This is a genomic window from Albibacterium bauzanense (assembly GCF_004339765.1).
In the GTDB taxonomy this organism is placed as follows: Bacteria; Bacteroidota; Bacteroidia; order Sphingobacteriales; family Sphingobacteriaceae; genus Albibacterium; species Albibacterium bauzanense.
On sequence record NZ_SMGO01000002.1, the window covers coordinates 477,999 to 499,725 of the forward strand.

The window sequence follows — 21,727 nt, forward strand, 5'->3', positions numbered from 1 at the left end:
AATTAATATTATTTTTATGGAGAAGCCGATTAAGCGAAGCAAGCACATTGTTCAGTTATCAAAAGAGCATCATTTCAGCCTGTTGTTTTGCTGGAAGATCAGAAATGGACTCAAAAAGGAAGTGGATATTAGTCGGATTATAAATTATATTAATTATTTCTGGAAAGAACATCTTCTTCCTCATTTTCAAGAAGAGGATGTTCTTTTTAGTACAGTAAAAGATGCATTCGTTAAAAGAGCTTATGATGAACATCATGAAATTAATGAAACTGTTCGTCTTTTAAACTCTTCTGGCATAGAGAAGGCTCCTTCTTTGGCTTTAAAAATTGCAAACCTCGTTGATAATCATGTTAGGTTTGAAGAAAGAGAGCTCTTCCCCCATTTAGAAAGAGCAATAGATGAGCCTAAACTTATTGAAATAGGAAAAGAAATAAAGCAATTGCAACCTGAAATAGCTCAGGATACTTTTGCTGATGAGTTCTGGAAATAATAAATTATTATGGTAACAATGGGTATCGGTAAGGCTCCAAGAAACTCTGCTGTCCTTCCATTTTATGGAGCGGGCACTATCTTTTTTCTCATCCTAACGATTCTTATGTTTATCGCTGCCGATAGCTTCAAAGAACATTTCTTTCATCCGCATACTTTAGCGTTGGTGCATACAGCTGCGCTTGGTTGGGGAACAATGATCATCTTTGGTGCTGCTTATCAACTTATGCCGGTAATATTTGAAGAAGAGTTATTCAGTTCTAAAATGGCCTTTATTTCATTCTGGTTTTTACTCATAGGCTCAATAATATTGATTGCTTCTTTTTGGTTTTTTGAAGTAGGGCTATTTATGATTACGGGCGGATCTGCCATTCTGATTGCTGTAATACTCTATAATTTTAATGTTTTTAAAACCGCTGTAAAATCTATTCTTACCATCCAGAAACTTTTCTTAATGGCATCTGCCCTCTGGTTGTTTATTACTGTAACAGTCGGACTTTTATTAGCGATAAACCTTTACTATCCTTATATTCCTACCAACCACCTGGAAATCCTTAAGCTACACGCGCATATTGGTTTTGCAGGATGGTTTTTACAATTGATTACAGGGGTGAGCTCTAAACTCGTCCCCATGTTTTTATTTGGTAAATCGGATAAGATCAGGCTACTTAAGATAGCTTTTGTTTTTCAGAACACGGGCTTAATTGCTTTTCTCCTTGATGATTTCTTTATTGGAGCTTCTGATCGTGTCTTTATTTATTATGTACTCATTCTAATCGGCATACTTTTTTGGCTGGCATATTTAAAGGATGCATATAAGAAACGATTGAAAAAGAAGGTTGATATTCAAATGCGTCACGCTTTAATATCGATGGTTTCTTTAATAATAGCGCTAATATTAATTCCGGTAGTATTAATGGTATCTGGCAACCAGTGGAGCGTTTTATACGGTACATTTATATTCTTAGGGTGGATTAGTGCGATCATATTCGGTAAAACATTTAAAACTCTTCCCTTCATCATCTGGAATATGCATTATAAAGATGTGCATGGTAAGAAGAATATGCCTCTCCCAAGAGATTTATATATCGAGAAGCTTTTATTTTATCAATTCTGGTGTTTTGTTGCTGCCCTTGGAGTGTTAATTCTAGGCATACTAATAGAAGAGATTATCATTATAAAGATTGGACTTCTAATATGGATAGTGGTTGCCTTGCTTTATGTATTTAATGTAGCTAAAGTCTTTTTACACAAAAAAATAATATAATGGAACTGCAAATTAATGATCCGTTTTTTCAAGAAAAGAATAAAGCAATGGATTCCCTGTACAATGTATTAGACCCCGAATTAATGGTTAATATAATGGATCTGGGCCTGGTATACGATGTTGATTTTTCCTTAGAAGGTAAAATAATAATAACAATGACTTTAACTACTCCGGGTTGTCCAATGGGCGATGCTATCAGTCTTGGAGTTAGGAATGTCTTAAATGAAGATTTTCCCGATCGGGAGGTTGACATTAATATTGTTTGGGAACCTCAGTGGACAGTTGAAGAGGTTTCTGCCGCTGGTCGGGAACAATTAGGCTTCTAACCAAGGAGGGGTTTAAAGACGATTCAATATCGCTTTAAACCCCTCCTTGTTCTTCCTTTATGTTATTTCTTTATAAGAGAAATCATGTCAGCCATCACATTCAGGCTTTCATCTTGTACAAAATCAACTTTCAGTTTTTTGTCTGCATCTTTGTCTTCTGCTTCCAAAGGAAGATGCCCAGCTGAAATTGCGATTCTTCTTTGATTATTTCGGGCCGCTGATCTAGCTTCTGCTTCGTCTCGTTCTTTTTTAAGCTTAGCTTCTTGGATAGTCACTTCCGTTTCATCTTCCTTTTCATTTAGAAGCTTAATATCTTCCAGCATATTTTTATATTCAGGAGAAGCCTGCATGCGAGTTTCATGTTTCGATTCCAGCGCGGTTATTAAGTTCGAAAGATTTGCTACCGGTGAGTATTTTGTTGCATTAATCTGATCCCATGGAAGGGCAGCAGGTTCAGAGCTTTCACCAAATTTATCTGCCGGATAAACCGTCGGGAATTCTATATCAGGTGTTACTCCTTTATGCTGCGTACTGCTACCATTAATCCGGTAGAATTTAGCCATTGTAATATTGATCTGACCAAATTCAGGAGCGCCCGGTGCAACCTCTTGTCTATCTATATTTTGTGCTTTTAGAAGCAAACGATTAGAAGCGCTGATTACACGCGACATATCAATAGCAGATTGTACGGTTCCTTTTCCATAGCTTTGAGTACCAAGGATAATACCCCTACCGTAATCTTGTATTGCAGCTGCAAATATTTCAGAAGCAGAAGCACTAAAACGGTCTATCATGATACCTAAAGGACCATCATAAGAAGTTCCGGGTTCTTCATCATTATCAACCTCTATGCGATTACGAGTGTCTCTTACCTGAACTACCGGGCCAGAATCTATGAATAGACCGGTAAGTTCAATTGCTTCAATTAAAGAACCACCTCCGTTACTTCTCAGATCAATAAGTACAGCATCAACCTTTTCCTGTTTAAGCGTATCTAATATCAGCCTTACATCACGTGTCGTACTCTTATAGTTCGGATCCTTATCATTATAAGCTTTAAAATCAAGATAGAAGCCAGGAATATTAATTACTCCTATTTTGTATTGCTTACCATCATCTCCGGTAACCATTTTAATCTCTTTCTTAGCAGAAGTTTCTTCCATCACGATTTTATCGCGTGTAAGGGATATAATTTTAGGTTGCGATGTTAATTCCTGGCCTGCCGGGATGATCTTTAAACGAACAACAGTTCCTTTCGGACCCTTTATCTTGGCTACTGCATTATCTAAACGCCAACCAATAATATCAACAAATTCTTCGTTTCCTTGAGCTACGCCGATGATACGATCATCAACCTGTAAAGATTTATCTTTAAAAGCAGGACCTCCCGGAAGGATCTCCATTATCTTAACTACCTCATTGTCTAATACCAAACGTGCACCAATACCTTCAAAGGTACGGGCCATATCTTCATTAAACGCCTGAGCATAACTAGGGTTAAAGTAATTAGTATGCGGATCAATTGCTCCTGTAAAAGCATTCATGATAATCTGGAAGGCATCATTATGATTCGTCTTTTCAGCTTGTGAAATAAGATTTTCATAACGCTTTGTTAAGGTCTCTATATTCTTCTGTTTATTCTCAACTTCTTCACCTGAGCGACTTAGTTTTAAAGTAAGCATGTCGTATTTTACACGTTTTCTCCAAGTTTCATTGGCTTCTTCTTTCGTTGCAAACCAATCTTCATTCTTTCGGTTGTATGTATAGGTTTCGTCTTTTGTAAAGTCGAAATCATTTTTAACCTGCGACTCTGCAAACTTTAAACGCTCCAGGTACCTTGTTTGATAAACATTGAAGATATGAAACATAGAACTTAAATCACCTTCCTTTAGATCATCTACAATCACATTTCGGTAATTTTCAAAATCTTCTATATCGCTTTTCAGGAAGTAGTTTTTTCCTTCATCAAGCGTTTTTATATATTTATCGAATATCTCAGAAGAGAGAGAGTCGTTGAATGGAACTTTCTTATAATGAATGCTTTCGAACAAACCCACTAAATCCTTTACAATAACACTTTGTGCAGCATCCGGCTTTAGCATACCCGGCCCATCCCCATCAAGGTTAACTCGGGGACCCGCACTGCATGAAATCGCTGCAGCCACAAATAGGGCTAAAAACACTTTTTTTAACATTTCTTGGAACGATTTATAACTCATCTTGTTAAATATAACCTCTATTGGGCTCTAATTTTAAATAGACAATTTTGATAATTAAAACCTAATAATTAAAGAAATTAAATGTACTAAAAAAAATGAATTACTTCTTTTTAGTACACATCAAATATCCTTTAAGCTATAGTTTTTTTACAATAGAATTTGTTTGTTAATAAATTCTGACTTTAAAACATTGTAGGAACTTAAAGCGAGGGCAGCCTCCGTATAATTGCCAGAATCTAAATATACATCTCCCAAACTATCCTCTATCTCCACAAGTAAAGCATTCATGCTATACTTTATTGCTAAATCCTTAGCTAATTTATAATCTGGAATTGCCAATATACTATCGCCGATTCGTGTTTTCAATCGGGCAACATTAAATAAACTTTGAGCCAGGCCTTTTTCATCTTTATAGATCGTTGCTACATCTATGGCTTGTAAGTAAATCCACTTTGCTTCAGTAAACTTTTCTTCTGATTCTTTTATGGTTGCCAATGTATTTAAAGCATTTACTACATCCGGAAAGTACTTCGCTTTTTGTAGTAAAGGAAAACTCTTTTTAAGAATCAAGTTATGCGCAGCAGAATAATTACCAAGCTTAGCTTGAAGCAATGCAATGGACAAATTCAGCAATCCCTCTCTTTGTATATTCTTTGTTTTTTTAGCCAAATCCAATAATTCATCATAATATCCTAAAGATGTTAAAAAATTTCCAGATTGCTCCTCCAGGATAGCCAGATTCTGTAGAACAATCTGTTGATTGCTTATATCATTATGCAATTTGTAAGTGTTTAAACTACCTATAAACAAATCTCTTGCCTCATCTAAATCTCCATTTAATAACTTGAAAGTGCCGAGATTGTTTTGCCAGGCCAGAACAGAATCATGTTGATTAGCTTGTTCATAATAACTTATGGCAGATTTAATTTGCGCCTCTCTATCCATATGCGCTGAATCAATTAAACCTATCGGCAAACTTTCGTTATTAATCCTTTTTAATCTGTCAGACAGCTCTAACTTATCTATTAATTGTATAAGTGTAACCTGTTCTATACGCTTCGTAGAATATTGATCTTGTAGGATCTCTTCCTTTGTTTTCGGAGGAGGGAGGATATATACCTGTGGCCCTATGCCAGAAAATTCTTTATTATACTTCGATGGATGTTTTACATTGGTTTGAGCCAGCGTGTCATTTGTCCATAAAGCAGAAAGTAAAAATAGTAAAGGACAAATCTGAAACACTCTTTTCATACTCACTTGTTAATCAATCTTTTTATTAAATAATTATACAAATATAATTAAATCTGTTCAATTCCATTTCTTACTATAAAAAATGGAATTGGGCCATCCAATATAATAAAATCGAAAATCAATTTCACATAAAATTACGTATTTTTGTTTAGATGGCAACACTTCCTCCTTTAGCAGAACGAATGCGCCCGCGCAGTTTAGATAGTTATATCGGGCAAAAGCATTTGGTAGGACCCAATGCTGTACTTCGGAATGCAATCAGCAATAAGAACATTCCCTCCATGATATTTTGGGGCCCTCCCGGTGTTGGGAAAACCACATTGGCCTTCATTATTTCGAATTCACTGCATAGACCATTTTTTAGTTTGAGTGCAATAAATTCGGGAGTAAAAGACATTCGGGATGTAATTGATAAAGCCCAGGCCGTACAAATTTCAGGAGGAGAACAACCGATTCTTTTTATTGATGAGATCCATCGTTTTTCTAAATCACAACAAGATTCGCTTTTAGGCGCTGTAGAAAAAGGTTTGGTTACTCTGATTGGTGCTACGACAGAAAACCCCTCTTTTGAAGTTATTTCAGCGTTACTTTCACGTTGTCAGGTATATATCTTAAAGCCAATTGAGAAAGAGGATCTCATTCAATTGGTTGATACAGCAATTCAAGAGGACGAAGTATTAAAAAGTAAGAATATTCAAATAAAGGAATACGAAGCATTGCTTCGTTTGTCGGGAGGAGATGCCCGCAAACTTTTAAACCTGTTAGAGTTGGTTTCCAATAGTGAAGAAATTCAATCCAAGGCTGTCGATAATGAATTGGTATTAAAGTTAGTTCAGCAAAATCTGGCATTATACGATAAATCCGGAGAGCAGCATTACGATATTATATCGGCTTTTATTAAATCCATCCGGGGCAGCGATCCCAACGCCGGTGTTTATTGGTTGGCAAGAATGATAGAAGGAGGAGAAGACCCTAAGTTTATTGCTCGCAGGCTTCTGATCTTAGCTTCTGAAGATATCGGAAATGCGAATCCCAATGCATTACTATTAGCTAACAATTGTTTTCAAGCAGTATCTGTGATTGGCTGGCCAGAGTCTAGAATTATTTTATCTCAAACGGTAACATATCTCGCTTCATCTGCCAAGAGCAATGCAGCCTACGAAGCAGTTAATGATGCACAGGCATTAGTTAGACGAACAGGAGATTTACCTGTTCCCTTGCATTTAAGAAATGCACCAACCAAACTAATGGAAAATATTGGCTATGGAAAAGATTACAAATACTCCCATTCTTATACCGGAAATTTTATTGAGCAAGAATTTCTGCCAGAGCAAATTAGTGGAACTAAACTCTATGATCCTGGAGATAACCAGAGTGAGAATAAGTTAAGAGAGAAATTGCGAGCTAATTGGAAAGGTAAATACAAATATTAAAGAACCTTTAATTCTTCACATGCCTTTTCGGCAGCAATCTTTTCAGCATTCTTTTTATTATAATCTTGTCCAATGCCCTTTACTTCGCCATCAATTAAAGCTTCTACTGTAAATAACCTTGAACCTTCATCCTCCTGATTCTTTACTTTCTGAAATTGGATTTCCTTATTATGATGTTGACACCATTCAATCAGCCTGCTCTTGAAATTAGTTTCTGTATTCTCAAGCTGGTGAATATCGACCAAAGGATTGATGATCTGGGTTAGTATGTAGCTCTGAGTTTTTGAGTAACCTTTATCTAAGTAAATGGCTCCTATTAATGCTTCAAAAGCATCTCCGAGTAAGGAACTCTGTCTATTATAGCCAAACATCTTTGCATCGTATTCGATGAGCTCATTTAAGCCCATCTTCTTAGCCAGAATATTAAGATTTGCTCTGCTAACAATCTTCGAACGCATTTCTGTTAAAAAACCCTCGCCCTTAAAAGGGTATTTTTTAAAGAGCAAGGTAGCTATTACAGAGCCTAAAATAGCATCGCCTAAAAATTCTAAGCGTTCGTTGCTGTTCTTGGCATTACCATTTTCTTTAATGCTTACTGCTACAGATTTGTGGCGAAATGCCATCCGATAGAGCCGCACATTTCCAGGAACAAAACCCAATAGATTTCTTAAACTCCGAACGTATTTGCGATCGGGTGAAATATAAAGGTTATAAATTCTGGAAAAAGGCATTAATCTTTAATAAAATCAACACATTAGAATATTTCCAAAGAAAGGAATCATTATTCTTCGTATTTCTTGAAGATAACAGAAGCATTATGACCACCAAATCCAAAGGTATTACTTTGTGCAACTTTAATATCTCTTTTCTGAGCTTTATTAAAGGTAAAGTTTAACCGTGGATCTAAGTTAGGATCATCTGTGAAATGATTGATGGTTGGAGGAACCATTCCATGTTTGATTGCCAGAATACACGCCATTGATTCAACTGCACCTGCTGCACCAAGTAAATGGCCGGTCATAGATTTTGTTGAACTTATGTTTAATTCAAAGGCATGAGGACCAAAAAGATCCATAATTGCTTTTGTTTCGCTAATATCTCCTACAGGAGTAGAAGTACCATGTACATTGATATAATCAATATCATCGGTAGAGATATGTGCGTCACGCATAGCATTAGTCATTGCCAGACTGGCGCCTAAGCCTTCCGGATGGGATGCAGTGATATGATGTGCATCGGCACTCATTCCTCCTCCAATAAGTTCAGCATAGATTTTGGCACCACGAGCTTTCGCGTGTTCCAGGCTTTCCAGAATAATGGTACCTGATCCTTCGCCGGCAACAAAACCATCGCGGTCTTTATCAAAAGGACGAGATGCAGTAGCAGGGTCATCATTTCTGGTTGATAAAGCATGCATAGCATTAAATCCACCTATTCCTGCTTCGTTGATAATTGCCTCAGAACCTCCACTTACAATTACATCTGCAAATCCGCAACGGATATAGTTAAGAGAATCAATAAGTGCATTGGTTGAAGAAGCACACGCCGAAACAGTTGAGAAATTTGGACCATGCAAACCGTACTTCATAGAAATGTGTCCGGGTGCAATATCCAATATCATCTTAGGAATAAAGAAGGGATTAAAGCGAGGTGTTCCATCGCCATTTGCGAAGTTAGTTACCTCATCTAAGAATGTTTTAAGACCTCCAATTCCTGATCCCCAAATAACACCAATACGATTGGTATCCAAGTTGTCGAAATCAAGATTGGCATCTTTAACTGCTTCATCAGTTGATGCAAGAGCATAATGTACAAATGGGTCAAGTTTACGAGCTTCTTTGCGATCCATGAAATCTTCGGGATCGAAGTTTTTTACTTCGCAGGCAAAACGCGTTTTAAATTTACTTGCATCAAATCGAGTGATTGGAGCGGCCCCGCTTACCCCTTTGACAAGACTGTCCCAGTATTCTGGAACAGTATTCCCAATTGGGGTAAGCGCGCCGAGCCCAGTTACAACTACTCTTTTAAGCTCCATGTATCTTTGGCTTAATTAAATTAGTTATTTTACATTCTTTTCTAAATAGGTCACCGCTTGACCAACCGTGCTGATAGTTTCAGCTTGGTCATCAGGGATTGCTACGTTGAACTCTTTTTCAAATTCCATGATTAGTTCTACGGTATCTAATGAATCCGCTCCTAAATCATTAGTGAAGGAAGCCTCTGGTGTAACCTCGTTTTCGTCAACACCTAATTTTTCAACGATAATTGCTTTTACTCTTGAAGCGATATCAGACATGATTTTTATGGTTTAATGTTTAATAAATCAAATGCAAAGAAAAATAAATTAAATCACATATCAAACCTTTTTACGTTTTAACAAAAATAATAGGTCTGAAATATATCTAATTAATCAATTAATAATGTATTTTGTTTTACTACCTTCGTAATTAAAATGCAAAGATAGTTGAATAAAGTCACTTTAAAATATGAAATCGATCTCAATTTTATACTAATTGCGATCACCTGTCCCCTAAAAGATTATCGCCTTTGCTATTACATAAACAAGCTAACATCGCTTGATTTACGTAAGACTGAGGATCATGAAACTTGGATAGGGGATAATACTTCATTATATTTCCCCAAATATAGCTATATAAATACCACAGAAGAAACAGAATTTTATTTAATTGGTAATAAAGGTTGCGATACCGGGTATTTATTGCCTGAGCTTCGTGGATCGGATTATTTTTTAATTATAAAGGAGTTTATTGATGATATAGATTTAAAAGCTTTTTATAAAGCACTCAATGAAATTCCATATATTGTAGTAGCAACAGAAATTGACCCTCAAAAGTTGAAATCCAAAGAAAATCTTGTATTTTAGCGCACTATTTTCAAGTGTATATAGAACACTATCAATAAAAAACGACAACAAACTCAATAAAATAATACAATAAACCGCAATAAACGTAGAATTTAAGTATATGAATAAAGTTCAAAAAAGGACCAAAATAGTTGCCACATTGGGCCCTGCATCTATTAACAAGATAACGCTTACAAACATGGTGGCTCTTGGCGTAGATGTTTGCAGGCTTAATTTCTCTCATGGTAGCCAGGAGGATCATTTAATCGCTATTAAGACAATTCGTGAAATTAGCGAGGAAAATCAGGTCCCAATCGGAATTTTAGCCGATTTACAAGGACCTAAAATCCGGATAGGGAAAATGAAAGAAGGAGGTGCCCTATTATTAAATGGCAAAAAGGTTACTATTACAACCAAAGAATTAATAGGTGATGAAAACAATATCTACATCACTTATGAAAACTTTCCGAATGACGTGTCCTCAAATGAAATCATTCTATTAGATGATGGTAAGATCCAATTGAGAGTTCTTTCTTCAAATCGTCTTGATACTGTAGAATGTGAAGTTGTTCATGGAGGGGTTCTTACTTCAAGAAAAGGAGTGAATCTTCCAAATACTAAGATCTCTATTCCAAGCTTAACAGATGAAGATATTGATAACGTAAACTTTGCTCTTTCTTATGATGTAGAGTGGGTTGCAATGTCTTTCGTGCGTACAGCGGCTGATATTATCAGACTTAAAGATCATATTGCTGGTCAAAATAAAAAAGCTAGAATAATTGCTAAGATTGAAAAACCAGAAGCAATTGCTAACATCGATGAAATTATTGCCGTATCTGACGCCATTATGGTTGCCAGAGGTGATTTGGGGGTAGAAATGCCAATGGAAGAAGTTCCGGTTTTGCAAAAAATGATTGTTAAGAAATGCCGCGATGCATCTAAACCAGTTATTATTGCTACTCAAATGCTTGAAAGCATGATAACCACTCCTCGCCCAACACGTGCTGAAATTAACGACGTAGCTAACTCTGTGCTTGATGGTGCTGATGCGGTAATGTTAAGTGGTGAAACATCGGTAGGAGAGTTTCCTGAGATTGTAATAGAAACAATGTCCAAGGTAATTACACACGTAGAGAAAACATCGTATCCTTATTTCGCAGAAAAGAAAAGCAGCTTTGATTCTGAAACTCTTATTTCTGATCATATCTGTGCCTCTTCTGTATTCTTGACTCAAAAAACAGGTGCAAAAGCAATTGCTGCTATGACATCTTCCGGCTATACAGCCTTTGAGATCTCAAGCCACAGACCAAATGCCGATATCTATATCTTTACAAGCAATCCGACCTTATTAAATACACTAAGCGTTGTTTGGGGTGTTAGTGGGTTCTACTACGATAGCTTCGAAAGTACGGATAATAGCATTAAAGATGTGAATACGATCTTAAAAGAGAAAGGTCTTTTGAAAACAGGAGAGCTGGTTGTTAACACCGCTTCTATTCCAATCGAAAGTAAAGGAAAGACTAACATGATCAAAGTAGCGATCGTTTAATCTTATAAACATAAAAAAGGCCCGGTGAGATTTATTTCACCGGGCTTTTTTTATGTTTAAATATTTCTACTCAATCACTGCCAATATCTTTTCAAAAGTCATACCTCGCGAAGCTTTCAGCAAAATAAGCCTATTCTTTATAATTTCCTTTTTTAAGGCATCCACCGCCTCATCCGTTGTTTTATAGAACGCTGCTTTCTCATTTTTTGATTTATAAAAATCTTTCCCTACAAAAATACAGTCGCAGTCTTTTAACAATAAAGCCTTTTCAATTAAAAGACGATGTTCTTTCAATGATTCATCACCCAATTCAAACATATCTCCAAGGATAAGTGTTTTTCTCAAAGGTGTTTCCATTAAATCAATGTTCTTTAATGCGGCTTCCATGCTACTAACATTTGCATTATAATAATCACAAATAATAGTATTACTCTTAGTCTTTATAATCTGAGATCGATTATTCTCAGGATGGTAATTCGCTATCCCTGTATTGATTTCATTGGCATTTAGTCCGAAATAAACCCCGATGGCAATAGCAGCTAATATATTTTCGGCATTATAAGCACCTGTTAACTGACTTTCAACCACAGCTTTTTCCTTATTAAAGGCCCATTCTAAACTTAAAAATGGATTATCTTCAATCAGCTCACCAGAAATATCGTGTTTAGGATTAAAACCATAGCTGATAGTTTCTTCAAATTCGAACTTACTAGCCATTGATACCAATTCAGAATTGTCTTTTTGTAAAAACAAAGTTCCTTTGTGCTCTGATAGCCAGGCATAAAGCTCTGCCTTTGCTTTTTTTACACCCTCATAGCTTCCAAAGCCTTCTAAATGAGCCTTGCCAACATTGGTTATCAAGCCATATCCGGGTTTAGCCAGGCTACATAGAAAAGCGATTTCCAGCTGATGGTTTGCTCCCATTTCTATTACAGCAATTTCCGTTTCTTTGTTGATTGAAAGAAGAGATAGAGGAACACCTATATGATTATTCAAGTTTCCTTTAGTTGCAAAAACTTTATACTTCTGCTTTAAAACGGCTTGTATTAATTCCTTGCTTGTGGTCTTTCCATTGGTGCCCGTGATACCAATAATAGGAATATTTAATTGATCCCGATGATGTTTTGCCAGCTCTTGTAATGTTTCAAGAACATCTTCAACTAAAATAAAACGTTCATCTTTTTTATAAGCGGCTTCATCAATAATTGCATAAGAAGCACCCAGTTCAAGTGCCTTATCCGCAAATTCATTTCCATTAAAGTTACTCCCTTTTAATGCAAGGAAGATTGAGTTTTTCTCAATCTTCCTTGTGTCAGTTGATATAATGGGGTATTTTAAATAAACTTTATAAATCTCATTCAAATGCATAGCTAGTATAAGGTTACTATTATGCTGGTAAAAGTAATCCTATTTTTTTAAAGTCGTATCGATTTTAAGGTTTATTGAATCTCTTAGAACTGCAGTAGAATCTACACTGCCCGTACCAATTTGCCTTTGTCTATCTGGAATATATTCGAGCCCGTTAGCCGTCATAATCCATTCACTTTGATCAGGAGATGGCATATCGTCAAAATCATCATCGAATTTATCAAAAGAAACATTATAAAGGCGATGCCGCACTTCTCTATCAATAATTAAGCGCGTTCCTACCGGTATATTCAGATCTACTCGTATTTCCTGATCACGGTATAAGTCTTTCGCTCCTATTAAAGCATGACTATCAAAGGTTAATTCTCCATTGGTTTGCTTAACATGATAGGTCATGTTTTGAGCACGTTTACTAGCAATGTCAAAAGTTCGTCCTACTGCACTGAATTCTTTCGAAATCGTAGCAGTATCTCCATAAACCAGCTTGTTTATATATATTCTTGGACGAACATCCATAAATGAACCTCTTCGCCTCATGGTAATACGATTAGAATAGGTTTGTCCGTTTCCATAAACAGAATCGCGCTGTTGAGCTACCGTTCTTACATCATTTATAGAAAGATGATACACGCTATCTGGCATTAAGGGAGTAGTTTCTACCACCGAGCTGTCAATAGAATGATCCATACCGATAAGCGATCCATAATAAGCTAAGAAACCAACCGACGCGATCCATACAATTAATAACGAATAACCGAAGTACTTACTGATCTTCGAACCTGTAATTATCCGTATTGAAAGTATCATTAAGGCAAGTAAAGGGATTGCAATCGCAAAGAAAGCAAGCCATACAAAAAGCTTATAATAAGCAGGATCTATAAAACGGGTAGGTTGAAGGTTATCCATAAAGAAACCATTACCTGAATTTCCAAGGAAGCCAAGTAAAGCTATAAGTGCGCAAATCAGTCCAATAACGGAGGCGATGATCACGAAGATTCCGATAATTTTTACGATGATATTTACAATCCCTTCGATGGCATCACCAGTTCTTCTAGCGGTATTTTTTAGGCCGGGTCTTATTCTTTGACCGGCCTCGGAAAAATTTTTCCGAAGACCCTCCATCTCTTCATCAAAATTGCGTTTAAAATTATGGAGGTTTGCTTCCTCGCCTCTCATTGACATTTTATCGGCACGTGTGCGCGCTAAAGGTGTCAATATCCATAGAATGATATAGAGCAAAAAGCCCGATCCTCCCAGTACAAATAAAAGGATAAATGCTACGCGTATCCATTTGGCTTCCACATCAAAATAATGGCCTAATCCAGAACACACACCACCAATTACCTTATCGTCGGGGTCACGGAATAAGCCGCGGCTACCGCTATAGGTTTGATAGTTGTATGAAGTATCACCAGTTTCTTCTCCTTCTTCATCAAACTCCTCAAAATCGCTGATATTTCCCATTTGTGCAGTTACTTCAGTAACGTCCTGCATCGTAATAACAGCTTTTTGCTGATTAATACGTTCGCTAAACATTTCTGCGATGCGGTTCTCTATATCACTTACAATTTCATTGCTATCAGGTGAATAGCCAAAATGTCTTTTTACCGCCGTCATGTAGGTTTGCAGTACCTCATATGCATCTTCCTCAATATGAAAGATGATGCCGTTGATGTTAATAATAATTGTCTTATTCATGATTTTAGCTATTGTTCTGTTAAAGGATTTTCTGTTGTTGATTTAGTTCTACGATGCTCCATTGCAGTATCTACTGCAAAAGCCAGTTCGTTCCAGGTTTTATCAAGCCTATCGAGTACGTCCAGGCCGGCTGGTGTAATTTCATAGTATTTTCTTGGAGGGCCAGAGGTTGATTCACGCCAGTTATAACTAAGCAAACCATTGTTCTTTAAGCGGGTAAGTAGTGGGTATAGCGTACCTTCCACTACTAATAAGCGTGCTTTTTTGAGCTCACTCAAGATATCTGAGGCATAAATTTCGCCCTGCGAAATTATTGAAAGAATACAGTAATCGAGTATTCCTTTCCTCATTTGGGTTTGTGTATTTTCAGCAATCATATAACAAAGATATATGTTTAAGACGGTAGTATGCAATACATAGTTGTATGTCATGGCGAATTATTTTATAATTAATTGATATACAGGTAAATAATTTTCAATTAATTTTAAAATGTTAAATCAACTATTCTATTTTCGCTATCAGGTTCTTTTTTGATAACTTTAACACGACTAGTCAAATAAACCGATTCAACACTCTATTTAAAACAATTTGAATGAATAACTATACTCTTCCTTCAGAGCAGAACTTTGAGAAATGCTTTGAAAATTTGAGATCTCATCTTATTATCTTAGAAAATAAGCGAGGGATGGCAGTAGCTTTGAGCGATTTTGGGGCACGGGTAGTTAGTATTTTGGTCCCCGATAAAGATGGTAAGAAAGTAGACGTAGCTCTGGGCTTTGAAAGCATTGATAAATATGTAAACTCAAATGAACGCTACCACGGTGCTACAATTGGCCGTTTTGCTAATCGTATAGCAAAGGGTACGTTTATGATTGATGAAAATACCTATCACATTGAGCCAAATAATGGTACCAATGCATTACATGGGGGTAAGATTGGGTTTCATGAGCGTGTTTGGTCACGCCGTGTAAACAACAGACATCAGGCTGATTTCTATCTGGTTTCTCCCGATGGAGAGGAAGGATTCCCTGGAAACTTAACCGTGGTTGTTCAATATTCTTTAACAGATGATAATGAATTGAGAATCCATTATCGTGCTCATACAGATAAAGACACCATTATCAATCTAACCAATCATACTTTCTTTAACTTGAATGGTGAGGGAGTTGGATCAATATATAACCATGAAATTTTCATTGATGCCGATAGTTATTTGCCGGTTGATGCTGTTCAGATTCCAACGGGCGAATTACGACCTTGTAAAGATAGCGCCTTCGATTTCCTATCAACAAAGTCGATCGGAGAACAAATGACCATTCAAGATGAGCAAATAGAGGCAGCAGATGGATTTGATCATAATTACGTTTTAAACAACACTACCTATCAACTAAAAAAACCTGTGGCGCGCGTATTATCTCCCTTAACCGGTATCCAGATGGAAGTTTATACCGATCAGCCGGGTATGCAACTTTATACCGGCAATTTCCTTACAGGTAACGATATAGGAAAAAGCGGAAAGCCTTATCTTAAACACGGAGCAATTTGTTTAGAGACTCAAGCATTTCCAGATGCACCTAATCAGCTAACCTTTCCTAGTTGTTTGCTCAAAGTTGGCGATGTATTTAATTCTGAAACCCGTTATCGATTTAACGTTGTAAAGTAATTGAGTTTAATATAAGGCATTAATTACGTATGTCTTTAACATACTTTAACAAGGATGCTAAAATTCCCGTCGTAATTTAATTAGTGTATTTATAATTTTATGTTGAAGGCTTATTTCGATATAAGACACATTAAAAATCGTTTTAGTTTTATTTTATTTAGACATGATTCTAACAAGGACCAAACAGGGTTCAAACAGGGACCAGACAGGGGCAATACCCTTGTTTGAACCCTGTTTGAACCTTGTTAGAATCATGTCTGATTCGAGTACATGATAATCAAATCTTAAATGATATTATTTTGTGAATGCCAGGGTGGCAATACTGACTTTTACGCCGGGATTTTTTAAAAGTATGGTTGAGCAGGCTTCAAGAGTTGCGCCTGTTGTTAATACATCATCCACCAATAAAATATGTTTATCGGTTAAAGATTCCGGATGGTTTAATTGGAAGATGCCTTTCACATTTTCGAAGCGTTCGGGTCGGCTTCTACTGGTTTGGCTTTCATTATGAGCTACACGAATTAAGTTCTTACAATCGGTTGGAATGTTTAGTGCGTTACTCAGTCCTTTTGCGAAGTAATCGCTTTGATTATATCCTCTTGATCGCAAGCGTTTTTTATGGAGAGGTACGGGGATAATTAAATCACAAGATTCAAAAGCAGAGGCCTCTTTTAGCTGCTGGCCATATAACTCTCCTAATAACTCAGCTGTTGCAAAACCATTTTTGTATTTAATCTGATGAATGATTCTTTGAACAATCGAGCCTGAACTGAAATGTAGAAAAGCATCAACTTCTTCAATAGCTGCGTGCCCCATCAACTGTCGGGCTGCCAGGTTATCCTTATCCAGATGAAAATGAGTGATCGGTAAATTATAAATGCAATGCGTACATAAGCGTTTCTCCTGATGTACCAAAGCTTGGTTGCAGCCAGCACATAGCTCGGGGAATAAGAGCGCAAAAGCATCTCTTACAAACTGAACGAATTGCATAAATTAAATAATTAGGCCTTCTCTTTAACAGCTAATTGTCCGCAGGCAGCGTCAATATCTTTCCCACGACTCTTCCTAACATAGGTATTAATACCCTTCTTCCGTAAGAATTCTGCAAATACTTCCACTTTATCTACGTCTGCATTTTTATAATTCGCGAAAGAGATCGGGTTGTATTCAATGATATTAACCTTACATGGTACGTGTTTACAGAAGGCTGCAAGTTCAGCAGCATCACTTAGTTCGTCATTAAAGTCATTGAAAACAATGTATTCGTAGGTAACCGGGTTATTGGTTTTAGCGTAATAGTATTTCAAGGCTTCAGCCAATGCTTCAAGCGTGTTTTGCTCATTGATGGGCATAATTTCATTCCGCTTTTTATCATTAGCGGCATGTAAAGAAAGAGCCAGGTTGAAGCGGACTTCATCATCACCCAGCTTTTTAATCATTTTAGCGATACCTGCTGTAGAAACAGTGATCCGTCTGGATGCAATGTTTAATCCATCAGGTGCAGTAATCCGATCAATGGATCGCAACACATTGGAGTAGTTCAATAATGGCTCACCCATACCCATATAAACAATATTGGTGAGTGGTTTCTTGTATTTCTCTTCTGCCTGGCGGTTAATTAATACAACCTGGTCATAAATTTCGTCAGCATTCACATTCCTTTTTCTATCCATGTATCCTGTTGCACAGAATTTACAAGATAAACTACAACCTACCTGAGAGCTGACACAAGCGGTCATTCTTTCGGTAGTTGGAATTAATACCCCTTCAATAATATTAGAATCGTATAATTTGAAGGCGTTTTTAATGGTTCTATCTTCACTTAACTGAGACGTATGAATCTTTACAGAATTTATATTGAAACTCTCTTTCAGCGTTTCGCGCAGAGATTTACTCAGGTTGCTCATCTCATCAAAGTCGGTACACGACTTCTCCCACAGCCATTCATAGATCTGTTTGGCTCTAAAAGACTTTTCGCCCAGGCTCTCTAATTGACTCTTTAAATCATTGAGGCTCAGAGAACGAATGTCTATTTTTTTATTAATTTTATCCACTCCGGCAAAGTTACGGCTTTTCTATTAACATTATAATAAATAAAGAATGACCTTATTTAGTAAGTACACATTTCATTTAGAAAGTTAAAATTCCTAAAATTGCAATAAATTGAATTATTATTTAAAAATAGAACTGGATGCTTAAATATTTATCTGCCGATTATCTTTTTCCTGTAAATTCAGCTCCTATTAAGAATGGGATTATCGTTTTAAGTAATAATAACGCGATCGTTGATATTCTTTCTGAATGGGACACTGTACCTAAAGGTATCAATATAGAAAGGTATGAAGGTATTATTGTACCAGGCTTTATAAATTGTCATTGTCATTTGGAACTATCGCATTTGCGCGGTAAAATTCCTAAAAAGACAGGCTTGATCAATTTTTTAAAAGCAGTTGCAAGAGGTCCGAAATATAGCTCAGATCTGATTGCTGATGAAATAATAAAAGCAGATCAAGCGATGTATGAAGCCGGTATTGTTGCTGTAGCAGATGTTGCTAATACCATCCATAGCAGAGAGAGGAAGCTTGAAAGCAAAATATACTATCATACCTTTTCGGAGATCTTTGGCTTTGAGCCTGAGATTGCAAAGGAGGCTTTTATCAGGGGGGTAGAATTGTGCGAGGCATTTGCTCCTTTATCGAGCTCTGTTACTCCGCATGCTCCTTATTCGGTTTCCAAAGAACTGTTTCGGTTTATAAGAATGCGTGAAGATAAAAGTAAGCAGTTGATAAGTATTCATAATCAGGAAACTGAGGAAGAAAACAAGTTCTTTCGCTATAAAACGGGTAACTTCTTAGATTTTTATGCTTTTTTGAATAAGAATATTGATTTTTTCAAAGCACAGGCACGGAATTCTTTACGCTCTGTACTTCCGTTATTACCTCAATTGCAACGGATTTTATTGGTTCATAATACCTATACATCTTTTAAAGATATTAATTTTGTAGAGCGTTATAAGAAAGATGTTACCTGGTGTTTATGCCCGAATGCTAATTTGTATATTGAAGATCGGCTACCGAAGATTGATTTATTTATAAGATCGAGATTGCCGATTGTGCTGGGAACCGATAGTCTTGCATCAAATGATAAGCTTTGCATCTTATCGGAAATCAAGACCCTTTTAGCACATTTTCCACAGTTATCATTAGAAAAAAGTATTGAATGGGCTACATTAAATGGGGCAAGGTATTTGGGTATTGATGCTACGTATGGCAGTTTAGAGATTGGCAAGAAGCCCGGCTTAAACTTGCTTACAAAAACAGATGGCTTAAACTTAACGGAGGAATCTACACTCGTTAAACTTAGTTAAAACATGAAACATTTAGATATTGTGATCTCTGGCAAAGTACAGCGCGTATCATTTCGCGTATCTACAAAAGCTGTGGCTGACCTGCTTGGAATAAAAGGGATTATTAAAAACATGCCTGATGGAACTGTATATGCAGAAGCAGAAGGAAGCGCTTATGCTATCGAAAGCTTTTTAGATTGGTGCAAGGAAGGGCCTGAACATGCAGTGGTTGAAAATGTTATACAAAGTGAATCTGAACTCAAAAACTATCGTAACTTTGAGGTTCTAAAGAAATAGATAATTCTCAAACCTTAAAGCTTGTCTACATTAAAGAAATTTGCCGGACAAACCCTGATTTATGGACTTAGTACCGTAATTGCCCGATTACTTAACTTTGTTCTAACTCCAATACTTGTTAAGGTTTACCCTACTTCTGTTTATGGAATACTAACCAATCTTTATAGTTGGGCCGCCATCTTAAATGCTATTTTGGCTTTTGGAATGGAAACTACCTTTTTCCGTTATCTGCAAAAACATGAAGATAATAAAGAAAGGGTTTACAATACAACCTTCTTTTTTATTGTATTAACCTCTGCGGTTTTTATTGTTGGTACGCTGTTATTTGCCAGTGATATTTCTTACTGGCTGTTTGCCGAAAAAGGTGCAGAACGTACTATTTACATTTATTACTTTGCATTTATCTTAACTGCAGATGCGCTGGCCGTTATTCCTTTTGCTCAGTTGCGAGCTCAGGAAAAACCCTTACGCTTTGGTTTAATAAAACTGGCAAATATATTAATCTATGTTTTTTTTACCATTCTGTTAATTCTCGTATTTCCATTTATAATAAAGAATGACTTGCCTGGTGCAGCATGGCTAAGTGGATGGTTAAAGCCTCAGTGGATTGGCTATGTGTTTTTAGCGAATCTGATAGCAAGCGTTGTAACGTTGATCCTTTTAATTCCTGAATTATCTCAACTAAAGTTACAGGCGAATAAAAAATTAATGAAGGAAATGCTTTGGTATTCATTGCCTATTTTGGTTGCCAACCTTTCTTTTATTATCAATGAAAACTTAGATAAGATATTTTTAACCAAACTGCTTCCCATTGATATTGGAGAGCGAGATCTAGGGATCTATGGTGCTTGTTCAAAGATTGCTATATTCTTAAGTATTTTTATTCAGGCATTTAGATTGGGTGCTGAACCCTTTTTCTTTAGCCATGCTAAGAATCCAAATGCAAGAAAGACCTATGCGGTTATTATGGATTATTTCGTCATTGCAATTAGTTTGGCAGTGGTGGGTTTAGTTGTCAATATGGAGATCCTTAAGTTTTTTATTAAAAGTGGAGACGTAATACAGCAAGAACTGTATTGGTCGGGTTTACCAATAGTTCCGGTATTATTAATGGGTTATGTGTTTTTGGGAATCTATATGAATCTATCAATCTGGTATAAACTTTCTGATCAAACTAAATTTGGTCTTTATATATCAGGCGTAGGTGCTATTCTGACCATTGTGTTGAATATTATATTTATACCTCAATATAGCTATGTAGCTTCGGCATGGATAACCATGCTGGCTTATTTTACTATGATGGTTTTATCTTATTTCTTAGGGCAGAGAAACTATCCCATTCCCTATCATACCAAAAAGAATATCGGCTATATTGTGGCTGCCGCTTTAATAAGTTGGCTTTCTTTCAGTATTTTTAATCGAAACTTGCTTATTGGGAATGCATTATTCTTTATATTTATAATTATTGCTTTCTTAGTAGAAAGAAAACAACTCATAAAACTTATTGTTAAAAAAGATGATTATTAAAGTAATAAATAAATCGGAGCATGAGCTTCCTAATTATCAGACAGAAGCTTCTGCAGGGATGGATTTAAGGGCTAATTTGATTGAAGGTAATATTGTAATAAAGCCTTTGCAAAGGGTGTTGGTTCCTACAGGTTTATATATTGAGCTTCCATTGGGGTTTGAAGCACAAATTCGCCCTCGAAGTGGTTTAGCTTATAAACATGGGATAACCGTATTGAATTCTCCCGGAACAATTGATGCTGATTATCGGGGAGAGATCAAAGTACTTTTGATCAACCTTTCAGATCAACCCTTTGAGATTGTTCATGGTGAGCGTATTGCGCAAATGATTATTGCTCAGCATGAACAAATTGACTGGGAAGAAGCTACTGAACTCTCAGATACAGTACGTGGTGCCGGTGGATATGGACATACCGGGGTAATTTAGTGAA

The 21,727-nt window shown here is 36.5% G+C and carries 21 protein-coding genes; 11 read left to right on the top strand and 10 right to left on the bottom strand.

The annotated features are described in order from the left end of the window. Nucleotides 1-16 precede the first annotated feature (16 nt). Genes C8N28_RS07980 through C8N28_RS07990 form a run of 3 tightly spaced genes read left to right on the top strand, consistent with a single transcriptional unit; the run spans nt 17 to nt 2,082 of the window. Nucleotides 17-490 carry a hemerythrin domain-containing protein gene (locus C8N28_RS07980; protein WP_132223509.1) on the top strand — a complete coding sequence of 158 codons (474 nt, stop codon included), beginning with the start codon at nt 17-19 and terminating at the stop codon, nt 488-490. Between the two features lie 9 nt (nt 491-499). Beyond that, on the top strand, nt 500-1,756 hold the full coding sequence (locus C8N28_RS07985) for a hypothetical protein (protein WP_132223512.1): 1,257 nt from the start codon (nt 500-502) through the stop codon (nt 1,754-1,756). Further along, on the top strand, nt 1,756-2,082 hold the full coding sequence (locus C8N28_RS07990; protein WP_246012775.1) for a metal-sulfur cluster assembly factor: 327 nt from the start codon (nt 1,756-1,758) through the stop codon (nt 2,080-2,082). Before C8N28_RS07985 ends, C8N28_RS07990 begins: the two co-directional genes overlap by 1 nt. 62 nt (nt 2,083-2,144) lie before the next feature. Here C8N28_RS07990 and C8N28_RS07995 read toward each other — a convergent pair whose 3' ends face one another. Further along, the gene (locus C8N28_RS07995) at nt 2,145-4,301 is read right to left on the bottom strand and encodes a carboxy terminal-processing peptidase (RefSeq protein WP_132223515.1); all 2,157 of its coding nucleotides are present in this window, start codon (nt 4,299-4,301) and stop codon (nt 2,145-2,147) included. Nucleotides 4,302-4,448: 147 nt separating this feature from the next. Then, a complete protein-coding gene (locus C8N28_RS08000) occupies nt 4,449-5,552 on the bottom strand; it encodes a tetratricopeptide repeat protein (protein ID WP_132223518.1) in 1,104 nt (367 codons plus the stop codon). Nucleotides 5,553-5,704: 152 nt separating this feature from the next. On the opposite strand from C8N28_RS08000, the gene C8N28_RS08005 reads away from it, so the two are divergent. After that, nucleotides 5,705-6,985, top strand: coding sequence for a replication-associated recombination protein A (locus C8N28_RS08005; protein WP_132223521.1), 1,281 nt, complete (start codon nt 5,705-5,707; stop codon nt 6,983-6,985). On the opposite strand, the gene rnc is transcribed toward C8N28_RS08005, so the two are convergent. Genes rnc through C8N28_RS08020 form a run of 3 tightly spaced genes read right to left on the bottom strand, consistent with a single transcriptional unit; the run spans nt 6,982 to nt 9,281 of the window. Next, complete coding sequence (rnc, locus tag C8N28_RS08010) at nt 6,982-7,716, bottom strand: ribonuclease III (RefSeq protein WP_132223524.1); 735 nt, start codon at nt 7,714-7,716, stop codon at nt 6,982-6,984. The two genes, C8N28_RS08005 and rnc, sit on opposite strands and share 4 nt — an antisense overlap. 50 nt (nt 7,717-7,766) lie before the next feature. Then, nucleotides 7,767-9,020: a beta-ketoacyl-ACP synthase II gene (gene fabF / locus C8N28_RS08015; RefSeq protein ID WP_132223527.1), complete on the bottom strand. Its 1,254-nt coding sequence runs from the start codon at nt 9,018-9,020 to the stop codon at nt 7,767-7,769. Between the two features lie 24 nt (nt 9,021-9,044). Further along, nucleotides 9,045-9,281, bottom strand: a complete 237-nt coding sequence (locus C8N28_RS08020) for an acyl carrier protein (protein ID WP_118193557.1) — start codon at nt 9,279-9,281, stop codon at nt 9,045-9,047. Nucleotides 9,282-9,449: 168 nt separating this feature from the next. On the opposite strand from C8N28_RS08020, the gene C8N28_RS08025 reads away from it, so the two are divergent. Beyond that, a complete protein-coding gene (locus tag C8N28_RS08025) occupies nt 9,450-9,869 on the top strand; it encodes an IPExxxVDY family protein (protein ID WP_132223530.1) in 420 nt (139 codons plus the stop codon). Nucleotides 9,870-9,969: 100 nt separating this feature from the next. Then, entirely contained in the window at nt 9,970-11,397 is a 1,428-nt protein-coding gene (gene pyk / locus C8N28_RS08030; protein ID WP_132223533.1) for a pyruvate kinase, read from the top strand. Nucleotides 11,398-11,463: 66 nt separating this feature from the next. Here the strand turns inward: pyk and C8N28_RS08035 are convergent, their stop codons facing one another. The 3 genes from C8N28_RS08035 to C8N28_RS08045 are packed head-to-tail and all read right to left on the bottom strand — an operon-like array spanning nt 11,464 to nt 14,840. Next, on the bottom strand, nt 11,464-12,765 hold the full coding sequence (locus C8N28_RS08035) for a UDP-N-acetylmuramoyl-tripeptide--D-alanyl-D-alanine ligase (RefSeq protein WP_132223536.1): 1,302 nt from the start codon (nt 12,763-12,765) through the stop codon (nt 11,464-11,466). A 39-nt stretch (nt 12,766-12,804) separates the two neighbouring features. Beyond that, nucleotides 12,805-14,463 carry a PspC domain-containing protein gene (locus C8N28_RS08040; protein WP_132223539.1) on the bottom strand — a complete coding sequence of 553 codons (1,659 nt, stop codon included), beginning with the start codon at nt 14,461-14,463 and terminating at the stop codon, nt 12,805-12,807. A gap of 8 nt (nt 14,464-14,471) precedes the next feature. Next, nucleotides 14,472-14,840: a PadR family transcriptional regulator gene (locus tag C8N28_RS08045; RefSeq protein WP_132224926.1), complete on the bottom strand. Its 369-nt coding sequence runs from the start codon at nt 14,838-14,840 to the stop codon at nt 14,472-14,474. Between the two features lie 215 nt (nt 14,841-15,055). On the opposite strand from C8N28_RS08045, the gene C8N28_RS08050 reads away from it, so the two are divergent. After that, nucleotides 15,056-16,126, top strand: a complete 1,071-nt coding sequence (locus C8N28_RS08050) for an aldose epimerase family protein (RefSeq protein ID WP_132223542.1) — start codon at nt 15,056-15,058, stop codon at nt 16,124-16,126. Nucleotides 16,127-16,420: 294 nt separating this feature from the next. On the opposite strand, the gene C8N28_RS08055 is transcribed toward C8N28_RS08050, so the two are convergent. Beyond that, a complete protein-coding gene (locus tag C8N28_RS08055; RefSeq protein WP_132223545.1) occupies nt 16,421-17,116 on the bottom strand; it encodes a ComF family protein in 696 nt (231 codons plus the stop codon). An 11-nt stretch (nt 17,117-17,127) separates the two neighbouring features. After that, the gene (rlmN, locus tag C8N28_RS08060) at nt 17,128-18,180 is read right to left on the bottom strand and encodes a 23S rRNA (adenine(2503)-C(2))-methyltransferase RlmN (protein ID WP_132223548.1); all 1,053 of its coding nucleotides are present in this window, start codon (nt 18,178-18,180) and stop codon (nt 17,128-17,130) included. A gap of 137 nt (nt 18,181-18,317) precedes the next feature. Between rlmN and C8N28_RS08065 the strand changes: the two genes are divergently transcribed. The 4 genes from C8N28_RS08065 to dut are packed head-to-tail and all read left to right on the top strand — an operon-like array spanning nt 18,318 to nt 21,723. Beyond that, a complete protein-coding gene (locus tag C8N28_RS08065; protein ID WP_132223551.1) occupies nt 18,318-19,493 on the top strand; it encodes an amidohydrolase family protein in 1,176 nt (391 codons plus the stop codon). A 3-nt stretch (nt 19,494-19,496) separates the two neighbouring features. Continuing rightward, nucleotides 19,497-19,769 carry an acylphosphatase gene (locus C8N28_RS08070; RefSeq protein ID WP_132223554.1) on the top strand — a complete coding sequence of 91 codons (273 nt, stop codon included), beginning with the start codon at nt 19,497-19,499 and terminating at the stop codon, nt 19,767-19,769. 21 nt (nt 19,770-19,790) lie between these two features. After that, nucleotides 19,791-21,296, top strand: a complete 1,506-nt coding sequence (locus C8N28_RS08075) for a lipopolysaccharide biosynthesis protein (protein WP_132223557.1) — start codon at nt 19,791-19,793, stop codon at nt 21,294-21,296. After that, nucleotides 21,286-21,723, top strand: a complete 438-nt coding sequence (dut, locus tag C8N28_RS08080) for a dUTP diphosphatase (protein ID WP_132223560.1) — start codon at nt 21,286-21,288, stop codon at nt 21,721-21,723. The genes C8N28_RS08075 and dut overlap by 11 nt, the downstream gene beginning before the upstream one ends. The last annotated feature ends 4 nt before the right edge of the window (nt 21,724-21,727 follow it).